Genomic DNA, 19,915 nt, shown 5'->3' with positions numbered 1-19,915 from the left:
AACGGACCCGCCAACGCCCTGCTTTCAGAGGCGCGGGGAACTGCGCGACAAGCCACAACGAACCCGCAGCCGCCGACGCACAGCCCCCGGCAGAACGCTTACGCGTCCTTGGACTCCTCGGCAGCGTCCTCGACCTCGTCGGCCTTGGTCGTGTCGACCTTGGCGTCCTCGACCGGAGCCGCAGCCTCCGCGTCCTTGGCGGCACGCTTCGTCGCCGCCTCCGCCTCACCCGTAGCCTGCTGCGCAACCGTCAGCGCCTCGACCAGCTCGATGACAGCCATGGGCGCGTTGTCGCCACGGCGGTTACCGATCTTGGTGATGCGGGTGTAGCCACCCGGACGGTTCTCGTAGCGCGGGCCGATCTCGGTGAAGAGCGTGTGGACGACGCCCTTGTCCGTGATGACCTGCAGCACCTGGCGGCGGTTGTGAAGGTCGCCCTTCTTCGCCTTGGTCACCAGACGCTCGGCGTACGGACGAAGGCGGCGGGCCTTCGCCTCGGTGGTGGTGATACGGCCGTGCTCGAAGAGCGCCTTCGCGAGGTTCGCGAGGAGCAGCTTCTCGTGCGCGGCGCTGCCGCCCAGACGGGCACCCTTGGTGGGCTTCGGCATGGTTCTTCTCCTGTGTGTCTGCCCCGGCCGTATCAGGTACCGGGGTCAGTATCCGAGCGGGCGGTCGCCCGTCGGAGATCCGGGGCGTCCCCGAAGGGGCGCCCCGGAAGGGGCGCGGGGAACTGCGCGATCAAGCACAGCGCACCCGCAGCCAGGAACCGGCAGTCGGTCCCGAACTCTCAGTCCTGCTCGGTCTCGACGAACCCGGCGTCCGCGTCGTCGTCGGCGCCGAAGGCGTCGGCGGCGGCCGTGGGGTCGAATCCGGGCGGGCTGTCCTTGAGGGCCAGGCCCATGCCGGCCAGCTTCGCCTTGACCTCGTCGATCGACTTCGCACCGAAGTTGCGGATGTCGAGGAGGTCGGCCTCGGAGCGGGCGACGAGCTCACCCACGGAGTGGATGCCCTCACGCTCGAGGCAGTTGTAGGACCGAACGGTGAGCTCCAGCTCCTCGATCGGCAGCGCCAGATCAGCGGCCAGGGCGGCGTCCGTCGGGGACGGGCCCATGTCGATGCCCTCGGCGTCGATGTTCAGCTCGCGGGCGAGACCGAACAGCTCGACCAGGGTCTTACCGGCGGAGGCCATGGCGTCACGGGGACGCATCGCCTGCTTGGTCTCGACGTCGACGATCAGCTTGTCGAAGTCGGTGCGCTGCTCGACACGGGTCGCCTCGACCTTGTACGTGACCTTCAGCACCGGCGAGTAGATGGAGTCGACCGGGACACGGCCGATCTCCTGGCCCACCTGCTTGTTCTGCACGGCGGAGACGTAACCGCGGCCGCGCTCGACCGTCAGCTCCATCTCCAGCTTGCCCTTGCCGTTGAGCGTGGCGAGGACCAGGTCGGGGTTGTGCACCTCGACACCGGCCGGGGGCGCGATGTCGGCGGCGGTGACCAGACCCGGGCCCTGCTTGCGCAGGTACATCACGACCGGCTCGTCGTGCTCCGAGGAGACGACCAGCTGCTTGATGTTGAGGATCAGGTCGGTGACGTCCTCCTTGACACCCGGCACGGTGGTGAACTCGTGCAGGACGCCGTCGATACGGATGGACGTGACCGCCGCACCCGGGATCGAGGAGAGGAGCGTACGACGCAGGGAGTTGCCGAGGGTGTAGCCGAAGCCCGGCTCCAGCGGCTCGATCACGAACCGGGAGCGGAACTCGTCGACGACCTCTTCGGTCAACGAGGGACGCTGAGCGATCAGCATGTGTGGATCAGATCCTTCATTCGTGGACGCCCGCTATTTGACGCCCGACGGAACCGCCCCCGGCAAAAGGGACGGGTACTGCAAGGGTACGGGCGATACGGCCCTTTTCACGGAGCCGTACCGCCCGAATCCTCAAGACAACCGCGCGTCAGACGCGACGACGCTTCGGCGGACGGCAGCCGTTGTGCGGGGTCGGGGTGACGTCCTGGATGGAGCCGACCTCGAGACCGGTCGCCTGAAGCGAACGGATCGCGGTCTCACGACCGGAACCCGGGCCCTTCACGAACACGTCGACCTTGCGCATGCCGTGCTCCTGAGCGCGGCGGGCAGCCGACTCGGCGGCCATCTGCGCGGCGAACGGCGTGGACTTCCGGGAGCCCTTGAAGCCGACGTGGCCGGCGGAGGCCCAGGAGATCACGTTGCCGGACGGGTCCGTGATGGAGACGATCGTGTTGTTGAACGTGCTCTTGATGTGCGCGTGGCCGTGAGCGACGTTCTTCTTTTCCTTGCGGCGCACCTTCTTGGCAGCGCCCTGACGACCCTTGGGGGGCATCTACAAACTCCTACGGGGAGGTGGTCGGTCCTACAGCGAAGACCGCTGATGAAGCGTTGTCCGCTGAGGACTACTTCTTGCCCGGCTTCTTCTTGCCGGCGATGGCGCGACGCGGACCCTTGCGGGTACGAGCGTTGGTGCTGGTGCGCTGACCGCGGACGGGCAGACCGCGACGGTGACGGAGACCCTGGTAGCAGCCGATCTCGACCTTGCGGCGGATGTCGGCCTGGATCTCGCGACGGAGGTCACCCTCGGTCTTGATGTTGTTGTCGACGTACTCGCGGATCGCGACGAGCTGCTCTTCGCTCAGGTCACGAACACGGGTGTTCGGGTCGATGCCCGTCTCCGCCAGCGTCAGCTGCGAAAGGGTCCGGCCGATGCCGAACACGTAGGTGAGGGCGACCTCCACGCGCTTTTCGCGCGGGATGTCAACACCGGAAACGCGTGCCACTTCAATGGCTCCTGGTGATCTTCGGAGGTCTTCCGCAGAACCGGTTCCCGGCCGCCGTACCAGGTACGAACCGGGTCCCCGGCCTCCGAACCGGGGGTGTCAAGCCGTGTCGGCTTGGGTCCTGCGTATGAACATATTCAGCTCGCGTCGCGCGAATCTCTGCGATATCGATGCAGAGGGTTCGGTCGATCGTGCGTCAGCCCTGGCGCTGCTTGTGGCGCGGGTTCTCGCAGATGACCATGACCCGACCGTGACGGCGGATCACCCTGCACTTGTCGCAGATCTTCTTGACGCTCGGCTTGACCTTCATGGGATTGAGGTTCTCCGGGTCAGTGCCACCACCCCGCCGAAGCGGAATGCGGGCAAGATCTACTTGTAGCGGTAGACGATCCGGCCACGCGTCAGGTCGTACGGAGACAGCTCCACCACGACCCGGTCGTCAGGGAGGATGCGGATGTAGTGCATACGCATCTTGCCGCTGATGTGTGCCAGGACCTGGTGGCCGTTCTGGAGCTCGACCTTGAACATGGCGTTCGGAAGAGACTCGACGACAGTGCCCTCGATCTCGATGGCACCTTGCTTCTTGGCCACGCTTCGCCCTTCGAATCGACTACCTTGATCGACTCCGTGCGTTTCCCTAACGGGCGCATGCGGACATGCGGGTACACGAGAGCCGACGAGTCAGTCTACGTCAGAGCACTCTGAAAGACGAATCGAGGGAGCATGCCCTGCAAGGGAGATCGCTAAGCGCCCCGAAGGGGCGCGGGGCTGCATCCATGTGCGGCTCCGCCGCGTGGGCGCGATCAGCCCCCACGAACCCGCAGACCGGATACGACCTACGCCAGCGGGTCCGGAGCTGCAGCAACGCCGTGCTCCGCCAGCTTCGCCCTGCCCCCGTCGGGAGACGTGAGCACCAGGGGGCCCTCCTCCGTCAGCGCCACCGAGTGCTCCCAGTGGGACGACCACGTACCGTCGGTCGTGATGACCGTCCAGTCGTCGGAGAGGACCTCCGTCTTCGGCGTGCCGAGGGACACCATCGGCTCGATCGCGAGGCAGAAGCCGGAGACCAGCTTCGGGCCCTTGCCGCGGCGCTTCTCGACGTAGTTCAGCAGGTGCGGGTCCATATGCATCTCGGTGCCGATGCCGTGGCCGCCGTAGTCCTCGATGATCCCGTACTTGCCGCCGCCGGGCTTCGGCTGGCGGCGGATGTACGTCTCGATGGCGCGGGAGACGTCGACGAGCCGGTTGCCCTGCTTCATCGCCGCGATGCCGGCCCACATGGACTCTTCCGTGACCCGGGAGAGCTCGATCAGCTCGGGGGCGTGGCCGGAACCGACGAAGGCGGTGTACGCGGCGTCGCCGTGCCAGCCGTCGATGATCGCGCCGCAGTCGATGGAGATGATGTCGCCGTCCTTCAGGACGACGTCGTCGGACGGGATGCCGTGGACGACGACCTCGTTGACGGAGGTGCAGATGGTCGCCGGAAAGCCGCCGTAGCCGAGGAAGTTCGGCTTGGCGTTGTGCTCGGCGAGGACCTTGCGCGCGACCTGGTCCAGGTCCTTGGTGGTGGCCCCGGGCACCGCGGCCTCACGAGTGGCCGCGTGGATGGCGGCCACGACCAGCCCCGCCTCACGCATCTTGGCGATCTGCTCGGGGGTCTTGATCTGCACCATGGATGGCCTGCGCTCTCCGTCACTCACGTCAACCGGTTACCTACACAACAGTACGGCCGTGACGCCCCGTCGGGTGCCACGGCCGTAACTGGGCTGACGGCTACTTGCCGTCGTCCTCGCGCTTCAGGGCTTCCAGCGCCCGCTGCGTGACCTCGCCCACCGGGCCGAGGGACGAGATCGTCACGACCAGGCCCTGCGACTTGTAGTAGTCGATGATCGGCTCGGTCTGCGTGTGGTAGACCTCCAGCCGCGTGCGGACGGTGTCCTCGGAGTCGTCGTCACGCTGGTACAGCTCGCCGCCGCAGACGTCGCAGACGCCTTCCTTCTTGGCGGGGCTGTACGTCACGTGGAAGACGTGCGCCGAGTCGTTGCGGCAGATGCGCCGGCCGGCGATCCGCTTGACGACCTCTTCCTCGGGGACCTCGAGGTCGAGAACCGCGTCCAGCTTGATGCCCTCGGTCTTGAGGAGCTCGTCCAGCGCCTCGGCCTGCGAGACGTTGCGCGGGAAACCGTCGAGCAGGAAGCCGTTCTCGGCGTCCGGCTGCTCCATGCGGTCCTTGGCCATCGCGATGGTGACCTCGTCGGGGACGAGGTTGCCGGCGTCCATGTAGGACTTCGCGAGCTTCCCGAGCTCCGTCTGCTGGCTGATGTTGGCGCGGAACAGGTCGCCCGTGGAGATGTGCGGAACGCGTAGCTTGTCGGCAAGGCGAGTGGCCTGCGTGCCCTTCCCTGCACCCGGCGGCCCGACGAGGACGATTCGCATCAGCGGAGGAACCCTTCGTAATTGCGCTGCTGAAGCTGGCTCTCAATCTGCTTCACCGTTTCGAGGCCGACACCCACGATGATCAGGATGCTGGTACCACCGAACGGGAAGTTCTGGCTTGCCCCGAAGCCAACCAACGCCATCGTCGGTACGAGAGCGATCAGACCCAGATACAGCGAACCCGGCCAGGTGATCCGGTTGAGTACGTAGCTCAGGTACTCAGCGGTCGGTCGGCCAGCCCGGATGCCCGGGATGAAGCCACCATACTTCTTCATGTTGTCGGCGACTTCCTCGGGGTTGAAGGAGATCGCCACGTAGAAGAACGCGAAGAAAACGATCAGCAAGAAGTACGTGGCGACATAGACCGGGTGGTCACCCTTGGTCAGGTTGCTCTGGACCCACGTCTTCCAGCCGGAATTGCCGCCCGAGAACTGGGCGATCAGGCTCGGAATGTAGAGCAGCGACGAGGCGAAGATCACGGGGATGACACCCGCCTGGTTGACCTTCAGCGGGATGTAGGTGGACGTACCACCGTACGACCGGCGTCCGATCATGCGCTTCGCGTACTGCACCGGGATCCGCCGCTGGGCCTGCTCGACGAAGACGACCAGACCGACCATCACCAGACCCACGGCGATCACCGTGCCGAACTCGATCCAGCCGCCGGCGAGCTTGCCCTGCAGCTTGATCGTCCACAGCGCGCTCGGGAAGGTCGCAGCGATCGAGATGAACATCAGGATCGACATGCCGTTGCCGATGCCGCGGTCGGTGATGAGCTCACCGAGCCACATGACGACGCCGGTACCGGCGGTCATGGTGACGACCATGGTGATGGTGGTGAAGATCGACTGGTCCGGAACGATCTGGCTGGCCACCGGGCAGCCGGAGAACAACGCACCACTGCGGGCGGTGGCGACCAGACCGGTGCCCTGGAGGATGGCCAGCGCCACCGTCAGGTACCGGGTGTACTGCGTGATCTTCGCCGTGCCGGCCTGGCCCTCCTTCTTGAGGGCTTCGAGGCGCGGGATCACCACTGTCAGCAGCTGCAGGATGATGCTCGCCGTGATGTACGGCATGATGCCGAGCGCGAAGATCGTGATCTGCAGCAGCGCGCCACCGCTGAACATGTTGATCAGGCTGAACAGGCCGCGGTTCGAGCTGGCCACATCCATGCACTGCTGGACGTTCTTGTAGTCGACGCCCGGGATCGGGATGTGCGTGCCGATCCGGTACACCACGATGATGGCGAGCGTGAAGAGCAGTTTCTTGCGCAGGTCGGGCGTCTTGAACGCCCGGGCGAACGCGGTGAGCACGGTGCCTCCTGCGACCCCCGCGCAACTGCGTCAAGGGTGACGGTCTTGAGGTTCGACGGATACAAAAAAGAACAGTGCTGGCTACCTTACCGGCGGCACGGCTCCCCTTGGAACGACCGACCGGGGATACCTCATTGTGAGGTATCCCCGGTCGGGACTTCTTACGTCATCGAGACGTCCGAAAAATTCAGACGAGCTCGGTGACCGTGCCGCCGGCAGCGGTGATCTTCTCCTTGGCGGAGCCGGAGACGGCGTCGACCGTCACCTGCAGCGCCACGGAAACCTCACCCTGGCCGAGGACCTTGACGAGGCTGTTCTTGCGAACGGCACCCTTGGCCACCAGACCCTCGACGGTGACCTCGCCACCCTCGGGGTAGAGCGCGGCCAGCTTGTCGAGGTTCACGACCTGGAACTCGGTCTTGAACGGGTTCTTGAAGCCCTTCAGCTTCGGAAGACGCATGTGGAGGGGCATCTGCCCACCCTCGAAGCGCTCCGGAACCTGGTAGCGGGCCTTCGTGCCCTTCGTACCACGACCGGCCGTCTTACCCTTCGACGCCTCACCACGACCGACACGGGTCTTTGCGGTCTTGGCGCCCGGGGCGGGACGGAGGTTGTGGATCTTGAGCGGGTTGTTCTCCGCCATGATCAGTCGACCTCCTCGACCGTCACGAGGTGGCGGACATGGCGAACCATGCCGCGGAACTCGGGGCGGTCCTCCTTGACGACCTGCGAGTTGATGCCCTTGAGACCAAGGGAGCGCAGGGTGTCACGGTGGTTCTGCTTGCTGCCGATGTACGACTTCGTCTGCGTGATCTTGAGCTGTGCCATTACGCAGCACCAGCCCCGGCACGCGCACGCAGCAGAGCCGCGGGAGCGACGTCCTCGAGCGGCAGACCACGGCGGGCCGCGATCTCCTCGGGACGCTGCAGACCCTTCAGGGCCTCCACGGTCGCGTGCACGATGTTGATCGCGTTCGACGAACCGAGCGACTTCGACAGGATGTCGTGAACGCCGGCGCACTCGAGCACGGCACGCACCGGGCCACCGGCGATAACGCCGGTACCGGGGGACGCCGGCTTGAGCAGGACGACGCCCGCCGCCTTCTCACCCGTGATCGGGTGCGGGATGGTGCCCTGGATACGGGGGACCTTGAAGAAGTGCTTCTTGGCCTCCTCAACACCCTTGGCGATGGCGGCCGGCACCTCCTTGGCCTTGCCGTAACCGACACCCACGGTGCCGTCACCGTCGCCCACCACGACCAGCGCGGTGAAGCTGAAGCGACGACCACCCTTCACAACCTTGGCGACACGGTTGATCGCGACGACACGCTCAACGTAAGCAGTCTTCTCGGCGGCGGCTGCGCCACCGTCACGACCCTTACGGTCCCGCCGCTCGCCGCCACCGGCACCGCCACCGCGGCGCTGGGGTCCAGCCATTGGATTACCTCTCTCTTTCCGCTAGCTACGAGCGGCTCAGAACTTGAGCCCGGCTTCGCGGGCGGCGTCCGCCAGGGCGGCGATGCGCCCGGCGTACTGGTTGCCACCACGGTCGAACACGACAGCCTCGACACCGGCGGCCTTGGCGCGCTCGGCGACCAGGGCACCGACCTGCTTGGCCTGCGCCGACTTGTCGCCCTCGCCACCGCGGATCGAGGTGTCCAGGGTGGACGCCGACGCCAGGGTGTGACCCTTGATGTCGTCGATCACCTGGGCCACGATGTGGCGGTTGGAGCGGGTAACGACCAGACGCGGACGCTCCGCCGTTCCGTTGATGTTCTTACGGATCCGGATGTGGCGGCGCTTGATCGCGGCGCGCTTGTAGGCGTCGCCCTTGAGGATCTTCTGTCCGTATGCCATGGCTTACTTACCCGCCTTTCCGACCTTGCGGCGGATGACTTCGCCCTCGTACTTGACGCCCTTGGCCTTGTACGGGTCGGGCTTGCGCAGCTTGCGGATGTTGGCCGCAACCTCGCCGACCTTCTGCTTGTCGATGCCCTCGACCGAGAACCGGGTGGGGGCCTCCACCTTGAAGGTGATGCCCTCGGGGGCCTCGACGGTGATCGGGTGGCTGTAGCCGAGAGCGAACTCGAGGTTCGAGCCCTTGGCCGTGACGCGGTAACCGACACCGCTGATCTCGAGCTTCTTCACGTAACCCTGGGTCACGCCGGTGATCATGTTCGCCACCAGCGTGCGGGACAGGCCGTGCAGGGCCTTGTTCTGACGCTCGTCGTTGGGGCGGGTGACGTTGAGAACGCCGTCCTCACCCTTGGCGATGTCGATCGGCGAAGCGACGGTGTGGGTCAGCGAGCCCTTGGGGCCCTTGACCGAGACCGTACGGCCGTCGATGGTGACGTCCACGCCGGCGGGAACCGTGATGGGGAGCTTGCCAATACGCGACATAGCTGTTTCCTCCGTTCCCTTCCGCTACCAGACGTAGGCGAGGACTTCCCCACCCACGCCCTTCTTGCCGGCCTGCTTGTCGGTCAGGAGACCGTGCGACGTGGAGATGATCGCCACGCCGAGGCCACCGAGGACCTTGGGCAGGTTGGTGGACTTCGCGTACACCCGGAGACCGGGCTTGGAGATCCGCTTGATGCCCGCGATGGAGCGCTCACGGTTCGGGCCGAACTTCAGCTCGAGAACGAGGTTCTTGCCGACCTCGGCGTCCTCGACCTTCCAGCCCGTGATGAAGCCCTCCTGCTGGAGGATCTCCGCGATGTGCGACTTGATCTTCGATGCCGGCATCGACACGGAGTCGTGGTATGCCGAGTTCGCGTTCCGCAGACGCGTAAGCATGTCTGCGATCGGATCAGTCATGGTCATGAATTGGCCTTCGGCCTCTCTCGCCGGGGTTTCCAGGTGCCCATCCCTCTCCTCGATCCGAGACGAGGCGGGTGCGGTGCGGTGGACCTACGGCGTAGTAAGTCGGTTGGGCGTCAGGCGCCCAACCCTCCTAGCCTAAGCCATGGAGGGGTGGGCACCTGACCGAGCCCTTTACTTACCGAGAGCTTCAGGTATCCCCAAGTAGGGGATTACCAGGAGCTCTTGGTCACGCCCGGCAGCTCGCCACGGTGAGCCATCTCACGAAGGCACACACGGCAGAGGCCGAACTTGCGGTACACGGAGTGCGGACGGCCGCAGCGCTGGCAGCGGGTGTAGCCACGCACACCGAACTTGGGCTTGCGAGCAGCCTTGGCAATCAGAGCCTTCTTCGCCATCTCGCTCACGCCTCCTTGAACGGGAAGCCGAGGTGACGAAGGAGCGCGCGGCCCTCAGCGTCGTTGGTCGCCGTGGTGACCACGGTGATGTCCATGCCCCGGGTACGGTCGATCTTGTCCTGGTCGATCTCGTGGAACATGACCTGCTCCGTGAGACCGAAGGTGTAGTTGCCACGGCCGTCGAACTGCTTGGGGGACAGACCACGGAAGTCGCGGATGCGCGGCAGCGCGAGCGACAGGGTGCGGTCCAGGAACTCCCACATGCGGTCGCCACGGAGCGTGACGTGGGCACCGATCGGCTGGCCCTCACGCAGCTTGAACTGCGCGATGGACTTGCGGGCCTTGGTGACGGCCGGCTTCTGACCGGTGATCGTGGTGAGGTCGCGGATGGCGCCCTCGATCAGCTTGGAGTCGCGGGCGGCGTCGCCCACACCCATGTTGACCACGATCTTGACGAGGCCGGGGATCTGCATGACGTTCTCGTACTTGAACTCGTCACGCAGCTTGCCCGCGATCTCCTCGCGGTACTTCGTCTTGAGACGCGGAGTGGTGGTGGTAGCCATCAGATGTCCTCACCCGTCCGCTTGGCAACGCGGATCTTGTTGCCCTCGTCGTCGAAGCGGTAACCGACACGCGTGACGACCTTGTTGCCGTCCTTCTCAACGACCAGCTGGACGTTGGAGACGTGGATCGGCGCCTCGGTCGTGACGATGCCGCCGGCCTGCGAACCGCTGGCGGTCGGACCGGCCTTGGTGTGCTTCTTGACCCGGTTGACACCCTCGACCAGGACGCGCTCGTCGCGCGGGTAAGCGGCAATGACCTTGCCCTGCTTGCCCTTGTCCTTGCCGGTGATGACCTGGACCAGGTCGCCCTTCTTGATCTTCATGCTTACAGCACCTCCGGAGCCAGCGAGATGATCTTCATGAACTTCTTCTCGCGCAGCTCACGCCCGACCGGGCCGAAGATGCGGGTGCCGCGAGGGTCGCCGTCGTTCTTCAGAATGACGGCGGCGTTCTCGTCGAAGCGGATGTACGAGCCGTCCGGACGGCGGCGCTCCTTGACGGTGCGAACGATGACCGCCTTGACGACGTCACCCTTCTTCACGTTGCCACCGGGGATCGCGTCCTTGACGGTGGCGACGATGACGTCACCGATGCCCGCGTAGCGGCGACCGGAGCCACCGAGCACACGGATGCAAAGGATCTCCTTCGCACCAGTGTTGTCGGCGACACGCAGTCGCGACTCCTGCTGGATCACGTCTATCTCCTGTTTGTCTGCCGGTTCCCGGCAGGGGCCTTGTCCCTTACGGGAGTTGGGCCCCTGCCGAGCCTGGCGGAACTGTCCTGCGGGTTTGCCCGCAGGCGTACTTTTTGGAATTCCCCTGCGGGAATTACCTACTTGGCCTTCTCGAGGATCTCGACGACGCGCCAGCGCTTCGTGGCGGACAGCGGCCGGGTCTCCGCGAGGAGGACACGGTCGCCGACACCCGCGGCGTTCTGCTCGTCGTGCGCCTTGAGCTTGTTCGTACGGCGGATGACCTTGCCGTACAGCGCGTGCTTCACGCGGTCCTCGACAGCGACGACGACGGTCTTGTCCATCTTGTCGCTGACGACGAGACCCTCACGGGTCTTGCGGGCGCCACGTGCCTCGGTCGTCTGCTCTTCAGTCACATTGCTCTCGCTCATCAGGCGTTCTCCACCGTTTCGATGCCCAGCTCACGCTCGCGCATCAGGGTGTAGATCCGCGCGATGTCCTTACGGACCGCCTTCAGACGGCCGTGGTTCTCGAGCTGACCCGTCGCCGCCTGGAAGCGGAGGTTGAACAGCTCTTCCTTGGACTCGCGGAGCTTCGCAAGAAGCTCCTCGTTGTCCAGCTCGCGCAGCTCGGACGCCTTGGTACCGGCCGACATCACGCTTCACCTGCCTCGCGCTTGACGATCCGGCACTTCATCGGCAGCTTGTGAGCGGCACGAGTGAGGGCCTCACGCGCAATCTTCTCGTTGGGGTACGACAGCTCGAACATCACGCGTCCGGGCTTGACGTTGGCGATCCACCACTCCGGCGAACCCTTACCGGAACCCATGCGGGTCTCGGCGGGCTTCTTGGTGAGGGGACGGTCCGGGTAGATGTTGATCCAGACCTTGCCACCACGCTTGATGTGACGCGTCATGGCGATACGAGCGGCCTCGATCTGACGGTTCGTCACGTACGCCGGGGTGAGCGCCTGGATGCCGTACTCGCCGAACGCAACCGTCGTGCCACCCTTGGCGGCGCCGGAGCGCCCCGGGTGGTGCTGCTTGCGGTGCTTGACCCTACGGGGGATCAGCATGTCGGTCAGGCCTCCGTTCCGGTGCTCTCAGCCGGAGCGGCGGCGGGGGCCTCGGCCTTGGGGGCCTCGGCGCCGGCAGCCTGCTGCGGCTTGCGACCGCGCCGCTCGCCACCACGGCCACCACGGGCCGGGCGGTCGGAGCCGCCGCCACCGCGAGCCGGGCGGTTACCCGCACGGGCGGCAGCGTTCTCGGCGCGGACCTCGGCGATGTTCTTGACGTCGCCCTTGTAGATCCAGACCTTCACACCGATGCGGCCGAAGGTCGTCTTGGCCTCGAAGAAGCCGTAGTCCACGTTCGCGCGGAGCGTGTGCAGGGGCACACGGCCCTCGCGGTAGAACTCCGAGCGGGACATCTCGGCGCCACCGAGGCGGCCACCGCACTGGATCTTGATGCCCTTGGCGCCGGCCTTCATCGCCGACTGCATGCTCTTACGCATGGCGCGGCGGAAGGAGACGCGGGAGGAGAGCTGCTCGGCGACGGCCTGAGCAACCAGCTGAGCGTCCGTCTCGGGGTTCTTGACCTCGAGGATGTTCAGCTGGACCTGCTTGCCCGTGAGCTTCTCGAGGTCACCGCGGATGCGGTCGGCCTCGGCGCCACGGCGGCCGATGACGATGCCCGGACGAGCGGTGTGGATGTCCACACGCACGCGGTCACGGGTGCGCTCGATCTCCACCTTCGAGATACCGGCGCGCTCCATGCCGGACGTCATCATCCGACGGATGGCGACGTCTTCCTTGACGTAGTCCTTGTACAGCTTGTCGGCGTACCAGCGGGACTTGAAGTCCGTGGTGACACCGAGCCGGAACCCATGCGGGTTAACCTTCTGGCCCATTACCGGGTTCCTTCCTTGCTGCTGACGACCACGGTGATGTGGCTGGTCCGCTTGCGGATCCGGTAGGCACGGCCCTGGGCACGCGGACGGAACCGCTTCAGGGTCGGGCCCTCGTCGACGTACGCCTCGGAGATGAAGAGGCTGTCGGCGTCGGTGTGGTCGTAGTTGTGCGCGGCGTTGGCGATGGCGCTGTCGAGCACCTTGCCGACCGGCACGGAGGCTGCCTGCGGAGCGAATCGCAGAACAGCCTGAGCCTCCGTGGCGTCCATGCCACGGATAAGGTCCACCACGCGGCGGGCCTTCATGGGCGTAACGCGGATGTACCGCGCCTGGGCCCTGGCTTCCATGGTTGTCCCTCTCAGTTACTTACGTGTCTGAATGCGATCCGCTACTAGCGGCGCTTCGACTTCCGGTCGTCCTTGACGTGGCCCCGGAAGGTGCGGGTCGGCGAGAACTCGCCGAGCTTGTGGCCGACCATCGACTCGGTGACGAACACCGGGATGTGGGTCTTGCCGTTGTGCACCGCGATCGTGTGGCCGAGCATGGCCGGGACGATCATCGAGCGACGGGACCAGGTCTTGATGACGTTCTTGGAACCGGCTTCGTTCTGAGCATCCACCTTCTTGGCGAGGTGCTCGTCGACGAAGGGCCCCTTCTTGAGACTGCGCGGCATCTAAACCCGCTCCTAGCGCTTCTTGTTCGTCTTGCGGCGGCGGACGATGTACTTGTTCGACGCCTTCTTGGGCGAACGAGTACGACCTTCCTTCTGACCCCAGGGGCTGACCGGGTGGCGACCACCGGAGGTCTTGCCCTCACCACCACCGTGCGGGTGGTCAACCGGGTTCATCGCCACACCACGAACGGTCGGGCGGACGCCCAGCCAGCGCTTGCGGCCGGCCTTGCCCCAGTTGATGTTGCTCTGCTCGGCGTTGCCGACCTCGCCGATCGTGGCGCGGCAGCGCTGGTCGACCAGGCGGACCTCACCGGACGGCATGCGGAGGTGGGCCATCGAGCCCTCCTTCGCGAGCAGCTGCACGGAGGCACCGGCGGAGCGGGCGAACTTGGCGCCGCCGCCCGGACGAAGCTCCACGGAGTGGATCGTCGTACCGACCGGGATGTTGCGCAGCGCCAGGTTGTTGCCGGGCTTGATGTCGGCGCCGGGACCGTTCTCGATCCGGTCGCCCTGCGTCAGGCCCTTCGGCGCCAGGATGTAGCGCTTCTCGCCGTCCGCGTAGTGGAGCAGCGCGATGCGCGCGGTGCGGTTGGGGTCGTACTCGATGTGCGCGACCTTCGCCGGCACGCCGTCCTTGTCGTGACGACGGAAGTCGATCACGCGGTAGGCGCGCTTGTGTCCGCCACCCTGGTGGCGAACGGTCACACGACCGGAATTGTTACGGCCGCCCTTGCTGTGCAGGGGGCGGACCAGCGACTTCTCCGGCGTGGACCGCGTGACCTCGACGAAGTCGGCGACGCTGGAGCCACGACGGCCCGGCGTAGTCGGCTTGTACTTGCGGATTCCCATTTCTCAGTCCTCGTCCGATATCGGACGATCCGACCCGCTTACGCGGTCGGACCGCCGAAGATGTCGATACGGTCGCCCTCGGCGAGGGTCACGATCGCGCGCTTGGTGGCCGCGCGCTGACCGAAACCGCTCTTGGTGCGCTTGCGCTTGCCGATCCGGTTGATCGTGTTGACCCCGGTGACCTTGACCGAGAAGACCGCCTGGACGGCCTGCTTGATCTGGGTCTTGTTGGCACTCGGGTCGACGATGAACGTGTACTTGTTCTCGTCGAGAAGCGCGTAGCTCTTCTCGGAGACGACCGGCTTCAGCAGGACGTCACGGGGGTCCGTGTACGACTTGCTCAGCGGGGTCTCGACGGTGTTCTTGCCCTCGGCGGCGTGGCGACGCGCCTTGGCGACGCGCGCGGCCTTGGCGGCCTTCGCAGCCTTGGAGGCAATGCTCGGGTGACGCGTAGCCATCAGGCCTCGCTCCCTTCGGTGTCGTTGGCCTTCGGGCCGGCGACGAAGGACTCGAGAGCGGCCTGGGTGAAGACCACGTCGTCCGAGACGATCACGTCGTACGTGTTCAGCTGGCCCGGCTCCAGGATGTGGACCTGGGGCAGGTTGCGGGCGGACAGCCACGCGGCCTCGTCGGCGCGCTCGACGACCAGGAGCAGGTTCTTGCGCTCCGAGATCTTGCCGAACAGCGTGCGAGCGGCCTTGGTGCTGGGGTTCTCGCCCTCGATCACGCCGGAGACGACGTGGATGCGGTTGTGGCGGGCCCGGTCGGTGAGGGCGTGGCGCAGGGCCGCGGCCTTCATCTTCTTCGGGGTCCGCTGCGAGTAGTCACGCGGCACGGGACCGTGCACGACGCCACCACCGGCGAACTGCGGGGCGCGGGTCGAGCCCTGACGGGCGCGGCCGGTGCCCTTCTGGCGGTACGGCTTCTTGCCGCCACCGCGAACCTCGCCACGGGTCTTGGTCTTGTGCGTGCCCTGACGGGCAGCGGCGTTCTGCGCGACGACGACCTGGTGGATCAGCGGGATGCTGACCTTCTCCACGCCGAAGATCTCCGCGGGGAGCTCGACGCTACCGGTCTTCTCGCCCGCAGGCGAAAGGATGTCAACAGTGCTCATCGGTACCTCAGGCCCCCTTGGCCGCGGTGCGGACCAGGACGAGGCCGCCGTTCGGACCGGGAACCGCGCCCTTGATGAGCAGCAGACCCTTCTCCGCGTCAACGGCGTGGACGGTCAGGTTCTGGGTGGTGACACGCTCGTTGCCCATGCGACCCGCCATGCGGAGGCCCTTGAACACACGGCCCGGGGTGGCGCAGCCACCGATGGAACCGGGAGAGCGGTGCTTGCGCTGGGTGCCGTGTCCGGCGCCGAGGCCCTTGAAGTTGTGACGCTTCATGACACCGGCGAAGCCCTTGCCCTTGCTCTTGCCGGTCACGTCGACCTTGATGCCGGCCTCGAACACCTCGGCGGTGATCTCCTGGCCGAGGGTGTACTCGCTGGCGTCAGCGGTACGGATCTCGACGAGGTGGCGGCGGGGAGTGACGTCGGCCTTGGCGAAGTGGCCCTTGAGGGGCTTGTTCACCTTGCGCGGGTCGATCTCGCCGAACGCGATCTGGACGGACTCGTAGCCGTCGGCGTCGTTCGTACGGACCTGGGTGACGACGTTGGGGCCGGCCTTGACGACGGTGACCGGAACAACGCGGTTGTTCTCGTCCCACACCTGCGTCATGCCGAGCTTCTCGCCCAGGATGCCCTTGATCTGCTTAGCCATTCTCAGATCACCGGCCCCTAGAGCTTGATCTCGATGTCGACACCGGCCGGGAGGTCGAGTCGCATCAGAGAGTCAACGGTCTTGGGCGTCGGGTCGAGGATGTCGATCAGGCGCTTGTGCGTGCGCATCTCGAAGTGCTCGCGCGAGTCCTTGTACTTGTGCGGCGACTTGATGACGCAGTACACGTTCTTCTCAGTGGGCAGCGGCACCGGGCCCGCGACCGACGCACCAGTGCGGGTCACCGTCTCGACGATCTTCTTCGCCGAGGAGTCGATGACCTCGTGGTCGTAGGCCTTGAGCCGGATGCGGATCTTCTGTCCCGCCATGGCTACTCAGTAGTCCTGTTCTCTGTAACGCTCTGGAACCCGGCGTTCCTGACTTCCGCTCTCCGACCCACGCGGTCGGGCGTGTCGCACTCCCGCTGACACAGATGTCCCTTGTCCGAACATCCCTGCCGGGAAATACACACGGCCCTTCCGGAACCGCAGACCGGGGGCGAAAGGCCCACCGGGTGCCTGGCCGGTGCCGCACTGACACTTCCCGGAAGATTCCCGTACGTCCGCCCCAGTGCTGCCTTACGGCAGTTAGGGCGACGAGTACTGTGGGACTCGCTTCCGGTCCTCCCGGCGGGAGGCGCGCAGCATCAACACTCGACCGAGCAACCCCGCTAGTCTGCCATACGGGACAGGGGCCTGGCCAATCGAGCCGGAGAGAATACCCCCAGGGTGACGCAGGTCAAACCCGCACCCTCCAAGCGCGCCGGTCGAGCCCCGGACGAGCCCTCACCCTGTTCATGTCCGTGAATAAGAATCAACCTCTTATCTATTGACGCGTTCATAGCAGGCGCTTACGTTCCCACTCGGCACCATCGGAAAGCGCTTTCCCTTGCACGGCACCCCTGGTCACGGACGAACCCGGAGGCACCACCATGCAAGTGAGACCCCTCATCGCGTGTGTCAGCCTGCTGTCCGGCGCGCTCGTCGCGCTGTCCGGCACCCCGGCTCAGGCCGCGAGCACCACGCAGTACGTGTCGCCGAGCGGCACCGCCGGCGCGGCCGGCACGCAGTCCGCCCCCACCACGCTCGCCACCGCGATCAGCCGCATCGCGTCCGGCGGCACCATCTATCTGCGCGGCGGGACCTACACCTACTCGTCGACGATCACGATCCCGGCCGGCAGCAACGGCACCTCCGGCGCCCGCACCACCCTGTCCGCCTACCCGGGCGAGACCCCGGTGCTCAACTTCTCGGCGCAGAGCGAGAGTTCGTCGAACCGCGGCCTCCAGCTGAATGCCGACTACTGGCACGTGTACGGCCTCACCGTCGAACACGCAGGCGACAACGGGATCTATGTCGGCGGCAGCAACAACGTCATCGAGCGCACGGTGACGGCGTACAACCGCGACACGGGCCTGCAGCTGGGCCGGATCTCCTCCAGCACGCCCAGCAGCCAGTGGCCGTCGAACAACCTGATCGTCAGCTCGGAGTCGCACGACAACGAGGACTCCGGCGGCGAGAACGCGGACGGCTTCGCGGCGAAGCTCACGACCGGCACCGGAAACGTGTTCCGCTACGACGTGTCCCACAACAACATCGACGACGGCTGGGACCTCTACACCAAAACCGACACGGGTGCCATCGGCCCGGTGACCATCGAGTACTCGCTCTCCTACGGCAACGGCACCCTCACCGACGGCACCCAGAACGCCAACGGCGACCGCAACGGCTACAAGCTCGGCGGCGACGACATCGCCGTCAACCATGTGGTCCGGCACAGCATCGCCTACCGCAACGGCCACCACGGCTTCACCTACAACAGCAATCCGGGCACGATGGCGATCTCGAACAACGTCGGCATCGACAACGCCGAGCGCAACTTCTCGTTCGACAAGGGGACGTCCGTGTTCCGGACGAACACCTCGTGCCGGTTCGGCGTGAGCGGCTCGAACGACAAGACCGCCGGTGACGCCGACAGCTCCAACCAGTTCTGGACGGGCACGAACGGCTCGCGCTGCGCGTCGTACTCGGGCGCACTGGGCTGGTCCTTCGCCTCGAACGGCTCCCTCGCCGTGACCTTCGGCGGCAAGGTGGTGACTCCGTGACCAGGGACTTCTGAACTCCCTGGGGCTTCCCCCACCCCGATACACCGGCTCGCCGGATGGTCCGGGGGAAGCCGCCCGGGCCACGGTGGCTGCACAGCCCGCACCCACCGGAAGGACAACTCGTGCGCATCGTCACGGCCACCGCCGTCATCCTGACCCTGGTGGCGGGAGCCGCACCGGCCGCCGTGGCCGACACCGGCACACCCGGTACGGACGGCCTGTGGCGCATGGACGGCTACGGCACCGTCCTCGCCCTCGGCCACGGCCTCTACCAGGAGTACCAGACCACCTCGGTGAGCTGCCTCAAGGGTGACTCCGCGCGGCAGACGGGCCCGGGGACGTACACGGCGGACGGCACCGTGCTGACCGTACGCCCGGGGCGCGACCGCGATCATGCCCAGCTGTCGGCGGACAGTTCCGTGGGCCACCGGCAGCTGCGGCGGATCGGGGCGCTGCCCGGGAAATGCACCCGGCCGACGCCCAAGGATCCCCGTACCGCCTTCGACGTCTTCTGGCAGTCCTTCGAGGAGAACTACCCGTTCTTCGCCGCCAAGGGCATCGACTGGCAGACCGTGCGCGACCGTTACCGACCGCGGATCCACCGGGACACGACCCGCTCGGAGCTCTCCGACGTCTTCACCCGGATGGTCGCCCCGCTCCACGACGCCCATGTCGCCGTACAGGACGGCGCCCGCGTCTTCGCCCAGGGCCGCCCCGGCACCGAGGTACCCACCAAGCAGCTGGACGCCCGGGTCAAGAAGTTCATCGTCGGGCGCGACCTCGCGAAGGCCCCCTACCGACGGGACTTCGCCGCCGGCCGCATCACCTACGCCGATCTGCCCGACGGCGGGCCCGGATATCTGCGCATCTCCGGCTTCGGCGGGTACACGGCCGCCGACAACGGCTCGTACGCCGCCGACCTGACCGAACTCGACAGGGCGCTCGACGCCGTCCTCACCGCGGAGCGCGTCCGGCGCCTGCCGGGGCTGATCATCGACCTGCGCATCAACGGCGGCGGCTCCGACAGCCTCGGCATCCACATCGCCGAGCGCCTCACCGACCGGCCCTACGTCGCCTACGCCAAGCGCGCCCGCAACGACCCCGCCGACCCGACCCGGCACACCCGCCCCGAGCCCGTACCCGTGATCCCCGCCCGGGCGCCCCGCTACACCGGCCCCGTCGCCGTCCTGACCGGCGGCTCCACGGTGAGCGCGGGCGAGACCTTCACCCAGGCCCTGATGGACCGCCCCGGCAGGACGACACGCATCGGGCAGCCCACACAGGGCGTCTTCTCGGACGTCATGGCCCGCAAGCTCCCGAACGCCATGACCGCCTGGCTCCCCAACGAGGAGTTCCTCACCCACACGGGCCACACCTTCGACGGCACAGGCATCCCACCCCAGATCACCGAGCCGGTCTTCACGAGGCAGGAGTTCGCACAGAACCGGGACTCGGCGTTCGACCGAGCGGTGAGCGGACTGAAGCGCTGAGCAGGGTGCGCGGAGTCCGCTACGGCTCGGCCGCCCCCGAGGGGCGCGGCGAACTGCGCGACCAGCCACAGCGCACCCGCAGACAAAAGGCCGAC

Annotated in this window: 32 protein-coding genes; 2 read left to right on the top strand and 30 right to left on the bottom strand. The window is 66.4% G+C overall.

What is annotated here, in order from left to right:
* Window positions 1–98: 98 nt before the first annotated feature.
* From rplQ to rpsJ, 30 genes are all read right to left on the bottom strand, one after another.
* A complete protein-coding gene (rplQ, locus tag LJ657_RS21840) occupies window positions 99–608 on the bottom strand; it encodes a 50S ribosomal protein L17 (protein WP_232650426.1) in 510 nt (169 codons plus the stop codon).
* A 179-nt stretch (window positions 609–787) separates the two neighbouring features.
* Entirely contained in the window at window positions 788–1,810 is a 1,023-nt protein-coding gene (locus LJ657_RS21835; protein WP_232650425.1) for a DNA-directed RNA polymerase subunit alpha, read from the bottom strand.
* Between the two features lie 148 nt (window positions 1,811–1,958).
* Window positions 1,959–2,363, bottom strand: coding sequence for a 30S ribosomal protein S11 (gene rpsK, locus LJ657_RS21830; protein WP_003956432.1), 405 nt, complete (start codon window positions 2,361–2,363; stop codon window positions 1,959–1,961).
* A gap of 70 nt (window positions 2,364–2,433) precedes the next feature.
* Window positions 2,434–2,814: a 30S ribosomal protein S13 gene (rpsM, locus tag LJ657_RS21825; protein ID WP_037680379.1), complete on the bottom strand. Its 381-nt coding sequence runs from the start codon at window positions 2,812–2,814 to the stop codon at window positions 2,434–2,436.
* Window positions 2,815–3,010: 196 nt separating this feature from the next.
* A complete protein-coding gene (gene rpmJ, locus LJ657_RS21820) occupies window positions 3,011–3,124 on the bottom strand; it encodes a 50S ribosomal protein L36 (RefSeq protein ID WP_003998809.1) in 114 nt (37 codons plus the stop codon).
* A gap of 59 nt (window positions 3,125–3,183) precedes the next feature.
* Window positions 3,184–3,405, bottom strand: a complete 222-nt coding sequence (infA, locus tag LJ657_RS21815; RefSeq protein WP_003948620.1) for a translation initiation factor IF-1 — start codon at window positions 3,403–3,405, stop codon at window positions 3,184–3,186.
* Between the two features lie 245 nt (window positions 3,406–3,650).
* Window positions 3,651–4,487, bottom strand: coding sequence for a type I methionyl aminopeptidase (map, locus tag LJ657_RS21810; RefSeq protein ID WP_232650424.1), 837 nt, complete (start codon window positions 4,485–4,487; stop codon window positions 3,651–3,653).
* 100 nt (window positions 4,488–4,587) lie between these two features.
* On the bottom strand, window positions 4,588–5,250 hold the full coding sequence (locus tag LJ657_RS21805) for an adenylate kinase (protein WP_232650423.1): 663 nt from the start codon (window positions 5,248–5,250) through the stop codon (window positions 4,588–4,590).
* Window positions 5,250–6,563 (bottom strand): preprotein translocase subunit SecY, encoded by a 1,314-nt coding sequence (secY, locus tag LJ657_RS21800; RefSeq protein ID WP_232650422.1) that lies wholly within the window; start codon window positions 6,561–6,563, stop codon window positions 5,250–5,252. The genes LJ657_RS21805 and secY overlap by 1 nt, the downstream gene beginning before the upstream one ends.
* 187 nt (window positions 6,564–6,750) lie before the next feature.
* Entirely contained in the window at window positions 6,751–7,206 is a 456-nt protein-coding gene (gene rplO, locus LJ657_RS21795) for a 50S ribosomal protein L15 (RefSeq protein ID WP_007443991.1), read from the bottom strand.
* Between the two features lie 2 nt (window positions 7,207–7,208).
* Window positions 7,209–7,391 carry a 50S ribosomal protein L30 gene (gene rpmD / locus LJ657_RS21790; RefSeq protein ID WP_232650421.1) on the bottom strand — a complete coding sequence of 61 codons (183 nt, stop codon included), beginning with the start codon at window positions 7,389–7,391 and terminating at the stop codon, window positions 7,209–7,211.
* Window positions 7,391–7,999, bottom strand: a complete 609-nt coding sequence (gene rpsE / locus LJ657_RS21785) for a 30S ribosomal protein S5 (protein WP_013001409.1) — start codon at window positions 7,997–7,999, stop codon at window positions 7,391–7,393. Before rpsE ends, rpmD begins: the two co-directional genes overlap by 1 nt.
* A gap of 36 nt (window positions 8,000–8,035) precedes the next feature.
* Complete coding sequence (gene rplR, locus LJ657_RS21780) at window positions 8,036–8,419, bottom strand: 50S ribosomal protein L18 (RefSeq protein WP_030930487.1); 384 nt, start codon at window positions 8,417–8,419, stop codon at window positions 8,036–8,038.
* A gap of 3 nt (window positions 8,420–8,422) precedes the next feature.
* A complete protein-coding gene (rplF, locus tag LJ657_RS21775) occupies window positions 8,423–8,962 on the bottom strand; it encodes a 50S ribosomal protein L6 (protein WP_232650420.1) in 540 nt (179 codons plus the stop codon).
* A 24-nt stretch (window positions 8,963–8,986) separates the two neighbouring features.
* A complete protein-coding gene (gene rpsH, locus LJ657_RS21770; RefSeq protein ID WP_030930492.1) occupies window positions 8,987–9,385 on the bottom strand; it encodes a 30S ribosomal protein S8 in 399 nt (132 codons plus the stop codon).
* 209 nt (window positions 9,386–9,594) lie between these two features.
* On the bottom strand, window positions 9,595–9,780 hold the full coding sequence (locus LJ657_RS21765) for a type Z 30S ribosomal protein S14 (protein WP_003948630.1): 186 nt from the start codon (window positions 9,778–9,780) through the stop codon (window positions 9,595–9,597).
* Window positions 9,781–9,785: 5 nt separating this feature from the next.
* Complete coding sequence (gene rplE / locus LJ657_RS21760) at window positions 9,786–10,343, bottom strand: 50S ribosomal protein L5 (RefSeq protein WP_020135807.1); 558 nt, start codon at window positions 10,341–10,343, stop codon at window positions 9,786–9,788.
* A complete protein-coding gene (gene rplX / locus LJ657_RS21755) occupies window positions 10,343–10,666 on the bottom strand; it encodes a 50S ribosomal protein L24 (protein WP_018543913.1) in 324 nt (107 codons plus the stop codon). Before rplX ends, rplE begins: the two co-directional genes overlap by 1 nt.
* A 2-nt stretch (window positions 10,667–10,668) precedes the next feature.
* On the bottom strand, window positions 10,669–11,037 hold the full coding sequence (rplN, locus tag LJ657_RS21750; protein ID WP_003998823.1) for a 50S ribosomal protein L14: 369 nt from the start codon (window positions 11,035–11,037) through the stop codon (window positions 10,669–10,671).
* Between the two features lie 137 nt (window positions 11,038–11,174).
* The gene (gene rpsQ / locus LJ657_RS21745; protein ID WP_099930779.1) at window positions 11,175–11,465 is read right to left on the bottom strand and encodes a 30S ribosomal protein S17; all 291 of its coding nucleotides are present in this window, start codon (window positions 11,463–11,465) and stop codon (window positions 11,175–11,177) included.
* The gene (rpmC, locus tag LJ657_RS21740) at window positions 11,465–11,689 is read right to left on the bottom strand and encodes a 50S ribosomal protein L29 (RefSeq protein ID WP_232650419.1); all 225 of its coding nucleotides are present in this window, start codon (window positions 11,687–11,689) and stop codon (window positions 11,465–11,467) included. Before rpmC ends, rpsQ begins: the two co-directional genes overlap by 1 nt.
* Entirely contained in the window at window positions 11,689–12,108 is a 420-nt protein-coding gene (gene rplP, locus LJ657_RS21735; protein WP_007494765.1) for a 50S ribosomal protein L16, read from the bottom strand. Before rplP ends, rpmC begins: the two co-directional genes overlap by 1 nt.
* Before the next feature lie 5 nt (window positions 12,109–12,113).
* On the bottom strand, window positions 12,114–12,941 hold the full coding sequence (rpsC, locus tag LJ657_RS21730) for a 30S ribosomal protein S3 (RefSeq protein ID WP_232650418.1): 828 nt from the start codon (window positions 12,939–12,941) through the stop codon (window positions 12,114–12,116).
* Entirely contained in the window at window positions 12,941–13,288 is a 348-nt protein-coding gene (gene rplV / locus LJ657_RS21725; RefSeq protein ID WP_003974262.1) for a 50S ribosomal protein L22, read from the bottom strand. Before rplV ends, rpsC begins: the two co-directional genes overlap by 1 nt.
* 44 nt (window positions 13,289–13,332) lie before the next feature.
* The gene (rpsS, locus tag LJ657_RS21720) at window positions 13,333–13,614 is read right to left on the bottom strand and encodes a 30S ribosomal protein S19 (RefSeq protein ID WP_030930516.1); all 282 of its coding nucleotides are present in this window, start codon (window positions 13,612–13,614) and stop codon (window positions 13,333–13,335) included.
* Between the two features lie 12 nt (window positions 13,615–13,626).
* Entirely contained in the window at window positions 13,627–14,463 is an 837-nt protein-coding gene (gene rplB, locus LJ657_RS21715) for a 50S ribosomal protein L2 (protein WP_232650417.1), read from the bottom strand.
* A gap of 38 nt (window positions 14,464–14,501) precedes the next feature.
* Window positions 14,502–14,921, bottom strand: coding sequence for a 50S ribosomal protein L23 (gene rplW / locus LJ657_RS21710; protein WP_232650416.1), 420 nt, complete (start codon window positions 14,919–14,921; stop codon window positions 14,502–14,504).
* Entirely contained in the window at window positions 14,921–15,577 is a 657-nt protein-coding gene (rplD, locus tag LJ657_RS21705; protein ID WP_232650415.1) for a 50S ribosomal protein L4, read from the bottom strand. Before rplD ends, rplW begins: the two co-directional genes overlap by 1 nt.
* A gap of 7 nt (window positions 15,578–15,584) precedes the next feature.
* Window positions 15,585–16,229, bottom strand: a complete 645-nt coding sequence (gene rplC, locus LJ657_RS21700) for a 50S ribosomal protein L3 (RefSeq protein ID WP_007384065.1) — start codon at window positions 16,227–16,229, stop codon at window positions 15,585–15,587.
* 17 nt (window positions 16,230–16,246) lie between these two features.
* Window positions 16,247–16,555: a 30S ribosomal protein S10 gene (gene rpsJ, locus LJ657_RS21695; protein ID WP_003948644.1), complete on the bottom strand. Its 309-nt coding sequence runs from the start codon at window positions 16,553–16,555 to the stop codon at window positions 16,247–16,249.
* Between the two features lie 602 nt (window positions 16,556–17,157).
* Here rpsJ and LJ657_RS21690 point away from each other — a divergent pair.
* Together LJ657_RS21690 and LJ657_RS21685 are read left to right on the top strand one after the other, a co-directional pair.
* Window positions 17,158–18,330, top strand: coding sequence for a right-handed parallel beta-helix repeat-containing protein (locus LJ657_RS21690; RefSeq protein WP_443735562.1), 1,173 nt, complete (start codon window positions 17,158–17,160; stop codon window positions 18,328–18,330).
* A gap of 122 nt (window positions 18,331–18,452) precedes the next feature.
* A complete protein-coding gene (locus LJ657_RS21685; RefSeq protein ID WP_232650414.1) occupies window positions 18,453–19,820 on the top strand; it encodes a S41 family peptidase in 1,368 nt (455 codons plus the stop codon).
* The last annotated feature ends 95 nt before the right edge of the window (window positions 19,821–19,915 follow it).

Source organism: Streptomyces guryensis, assembly GCF_021261325.1.
Taxonomy (GTDB): Bacteria; Actinomycetota; Actinomycetes; order Streptomycetales; family Streptomycetaceae; genus Streptomyces; species Streptomyces guryensis.
The sequence above is the reverse complement of the archived record's forward strand: the minus strand, read 5'-3'. Positions and strand labels throughout refer to the sequence as shown.

Bases quoted from the DNA above. Each gene is read 5' to 3' on its own strand.
- rpsE (WP_013001409.1), bottom strand. From the start codon at position 7,999: ATGGCTGGACCCCAGCGCCGCGGTGGCGGTGCCGGTGGCGGCGAGCGG.
- LJ657_RS21835 (WP_232650425.1), bottom strand. From the start codon at position 1,810: ATGCTGATCGCTCAGCGTCCCTCGTTGACCGAAGAGGTCGTCGACGAG.
- rpmC (WP_232650419.1), bottom strand. From the start codon at position 11,689: ATGTCGGCCGGTACCAAGGCGTCCGAGCTGCGCGAGCTGGACAACGAG.
- rplO (WP_007443991.1), bottom strand. From the start codon at position 7,206: ATGGCGGAGAACAACCCGCTCAAGATCCACAACCTCCGTCCCGCCCCG.
- rplQ (WP_232650426.1), bottom strand. From the start codon at position 608: ATGCCGAAGCCCACCAAGGGTGCCCGTCTGGGCGGCAGCGCCGCGCAC.
- rplD (WP_232650415.1), bottom strand. From the start codon at position 15,577: ATGAGCACTGTTGACATCCTTTCGCCTGCGGGCGAGAAGACCGGTAGC.
- rplP (WP_007494765.1), bottom strand. From the start codon at position 12,108: ATGCTGATCCCCCGTAGGGTCAAGCACCGCAAGCAGCACCACCCGGGG.
- rplF (WP_232650420.1), bottom strand. From the start codon at position 8,962: ATGTCGCGTATTGGCAAGCTCCCCATCACGGTTCCCGCCGGCGTGGAC.
- LJ657_RS21805 (WP_232650423.1), bottom strand. From the start codon at position 5,250: ATGCGAATCGTCCTCGTCGGGCCGCCGGGTGCAGGGAAGGGCACGCAG.
- map (WP_232650424.1), bottom strand. From the start codon at position 4,487: ATGGTGCAGATCAAGACCCCCGAGCAGATCGCCAAGATGCGTGAGGCG.
- LJ657_RS21690 (WP_443735562.1), top strand. From the start codon at position 17,158: ATGCAAGTGAGACCCCTCATCGCGTGTGTCAGCCTGCTGTCCGGCGCG.
- rplE (WP_020135807.1), bottom strand. From the start codon at position 10,343: ATGGCTACCACCACCACTCCGCGTCTCAAGACGAAGTACCGCGAGGAG.
- LJ657_RS21765 (WP_003948630.1), bottom strand. From the start codon at position 9,780: ATGGCGAAGAAGGCTCTGATTGCCAAGGCTGCTCGCAAGCCCAAGTTC.
- rpsC (WP_232650418.1), bottom strand. From the start codon at position 12,941: ATGGGCCAGAAGGTTAACCCGCATGGGTTCCGGCTCGGTGTCACCACG.
- rplB (WP_232650417.1), bottom strand. From the start codon at position 14,463: ATGGGAATCCGCAAGTACAAGCCGACTACGCCGGGCCGTCGTGGCTCC.
- rpsK (WP_003956432.1), bottom strand. From the start codon at position 2,363: ATGCCCCCCAAGGGTCGTCAGGGCGCTGCCAAGAAGGTGCGCCGCAAG.
- rplV (WP_003974262.1), bottom strand. From the start codon at position 13,288: ATGGAAGCCAGGGCCCAGGCGCGGTACATCCGCGTTACGCCCATGAAG.
- rplC (WP_007384065.1), bottom strand. From the start codon at position 16,229: ATGGCTAAGCAGATCAAGGGCATCCTGGGCGAGAAGCTCGGCATGACG.
- rplW (WP_232650416.1), bottom strand. From the start codon at position 14,921: ATGGCTACGCGTCACCCGAGCATTGCCTCCAAGGCTGCGAAGGCCGCC.
- rpsS (WP_030930516.1), bottom strand. From the start codon at position 13,614: ATGCCGCGCAGTCTCAAGAAGGGGCCCTTCGTCGACGAGCACCTCGCC.
- rpsQ (WP_099930779.1), bottom strand. From the start codon at position 11,465: ATGAGCGAGAGCAATGTGACTGAAGAGCAGACGACCGAGGCACGTGGC.
- rpmJ (WP_003998809.1), bottom strand. From the start codon at position 3,124: ATGAAGGTCAAGCCGAGCGTCAAGAAGATCTGCGACAAGTGCAGGGTG.
- rplX (WP_018543913.1), bottom strand. From the start codon at position 10,666: ATGAAGATCAAGAAGGGCGACCTGGTCCAGGTCATCACCGGCAAGGAC.
- rpsH (WP_030930492.1), bottom strand. From the start codon at position 9,385: ATGACCATGACTGATCCGATCGCAGACATGCTTACGCGTCTGCGGAAC.
- rplR (WP_030930487.1), bottom strand. From the start codon at position 8,419: ATGGCATACGGACAGAAGATCCTCAAGGGCGACGCCTACAAGCGCGCC.
- rpmD (WP_232650421.1), bottom strand. From the start codon at position 7,391: ATGGCACAGCTCAAGATCACGCAGACGAAGTCGTACATCGGCAGCAAG.
- rpsJ (WP_003948644.1), bottom strand. From the start codon at position 16,555: ATGGCGGGACAGAAGATCCGCATCCGGCTCAAGGCCTACGACCACGAG.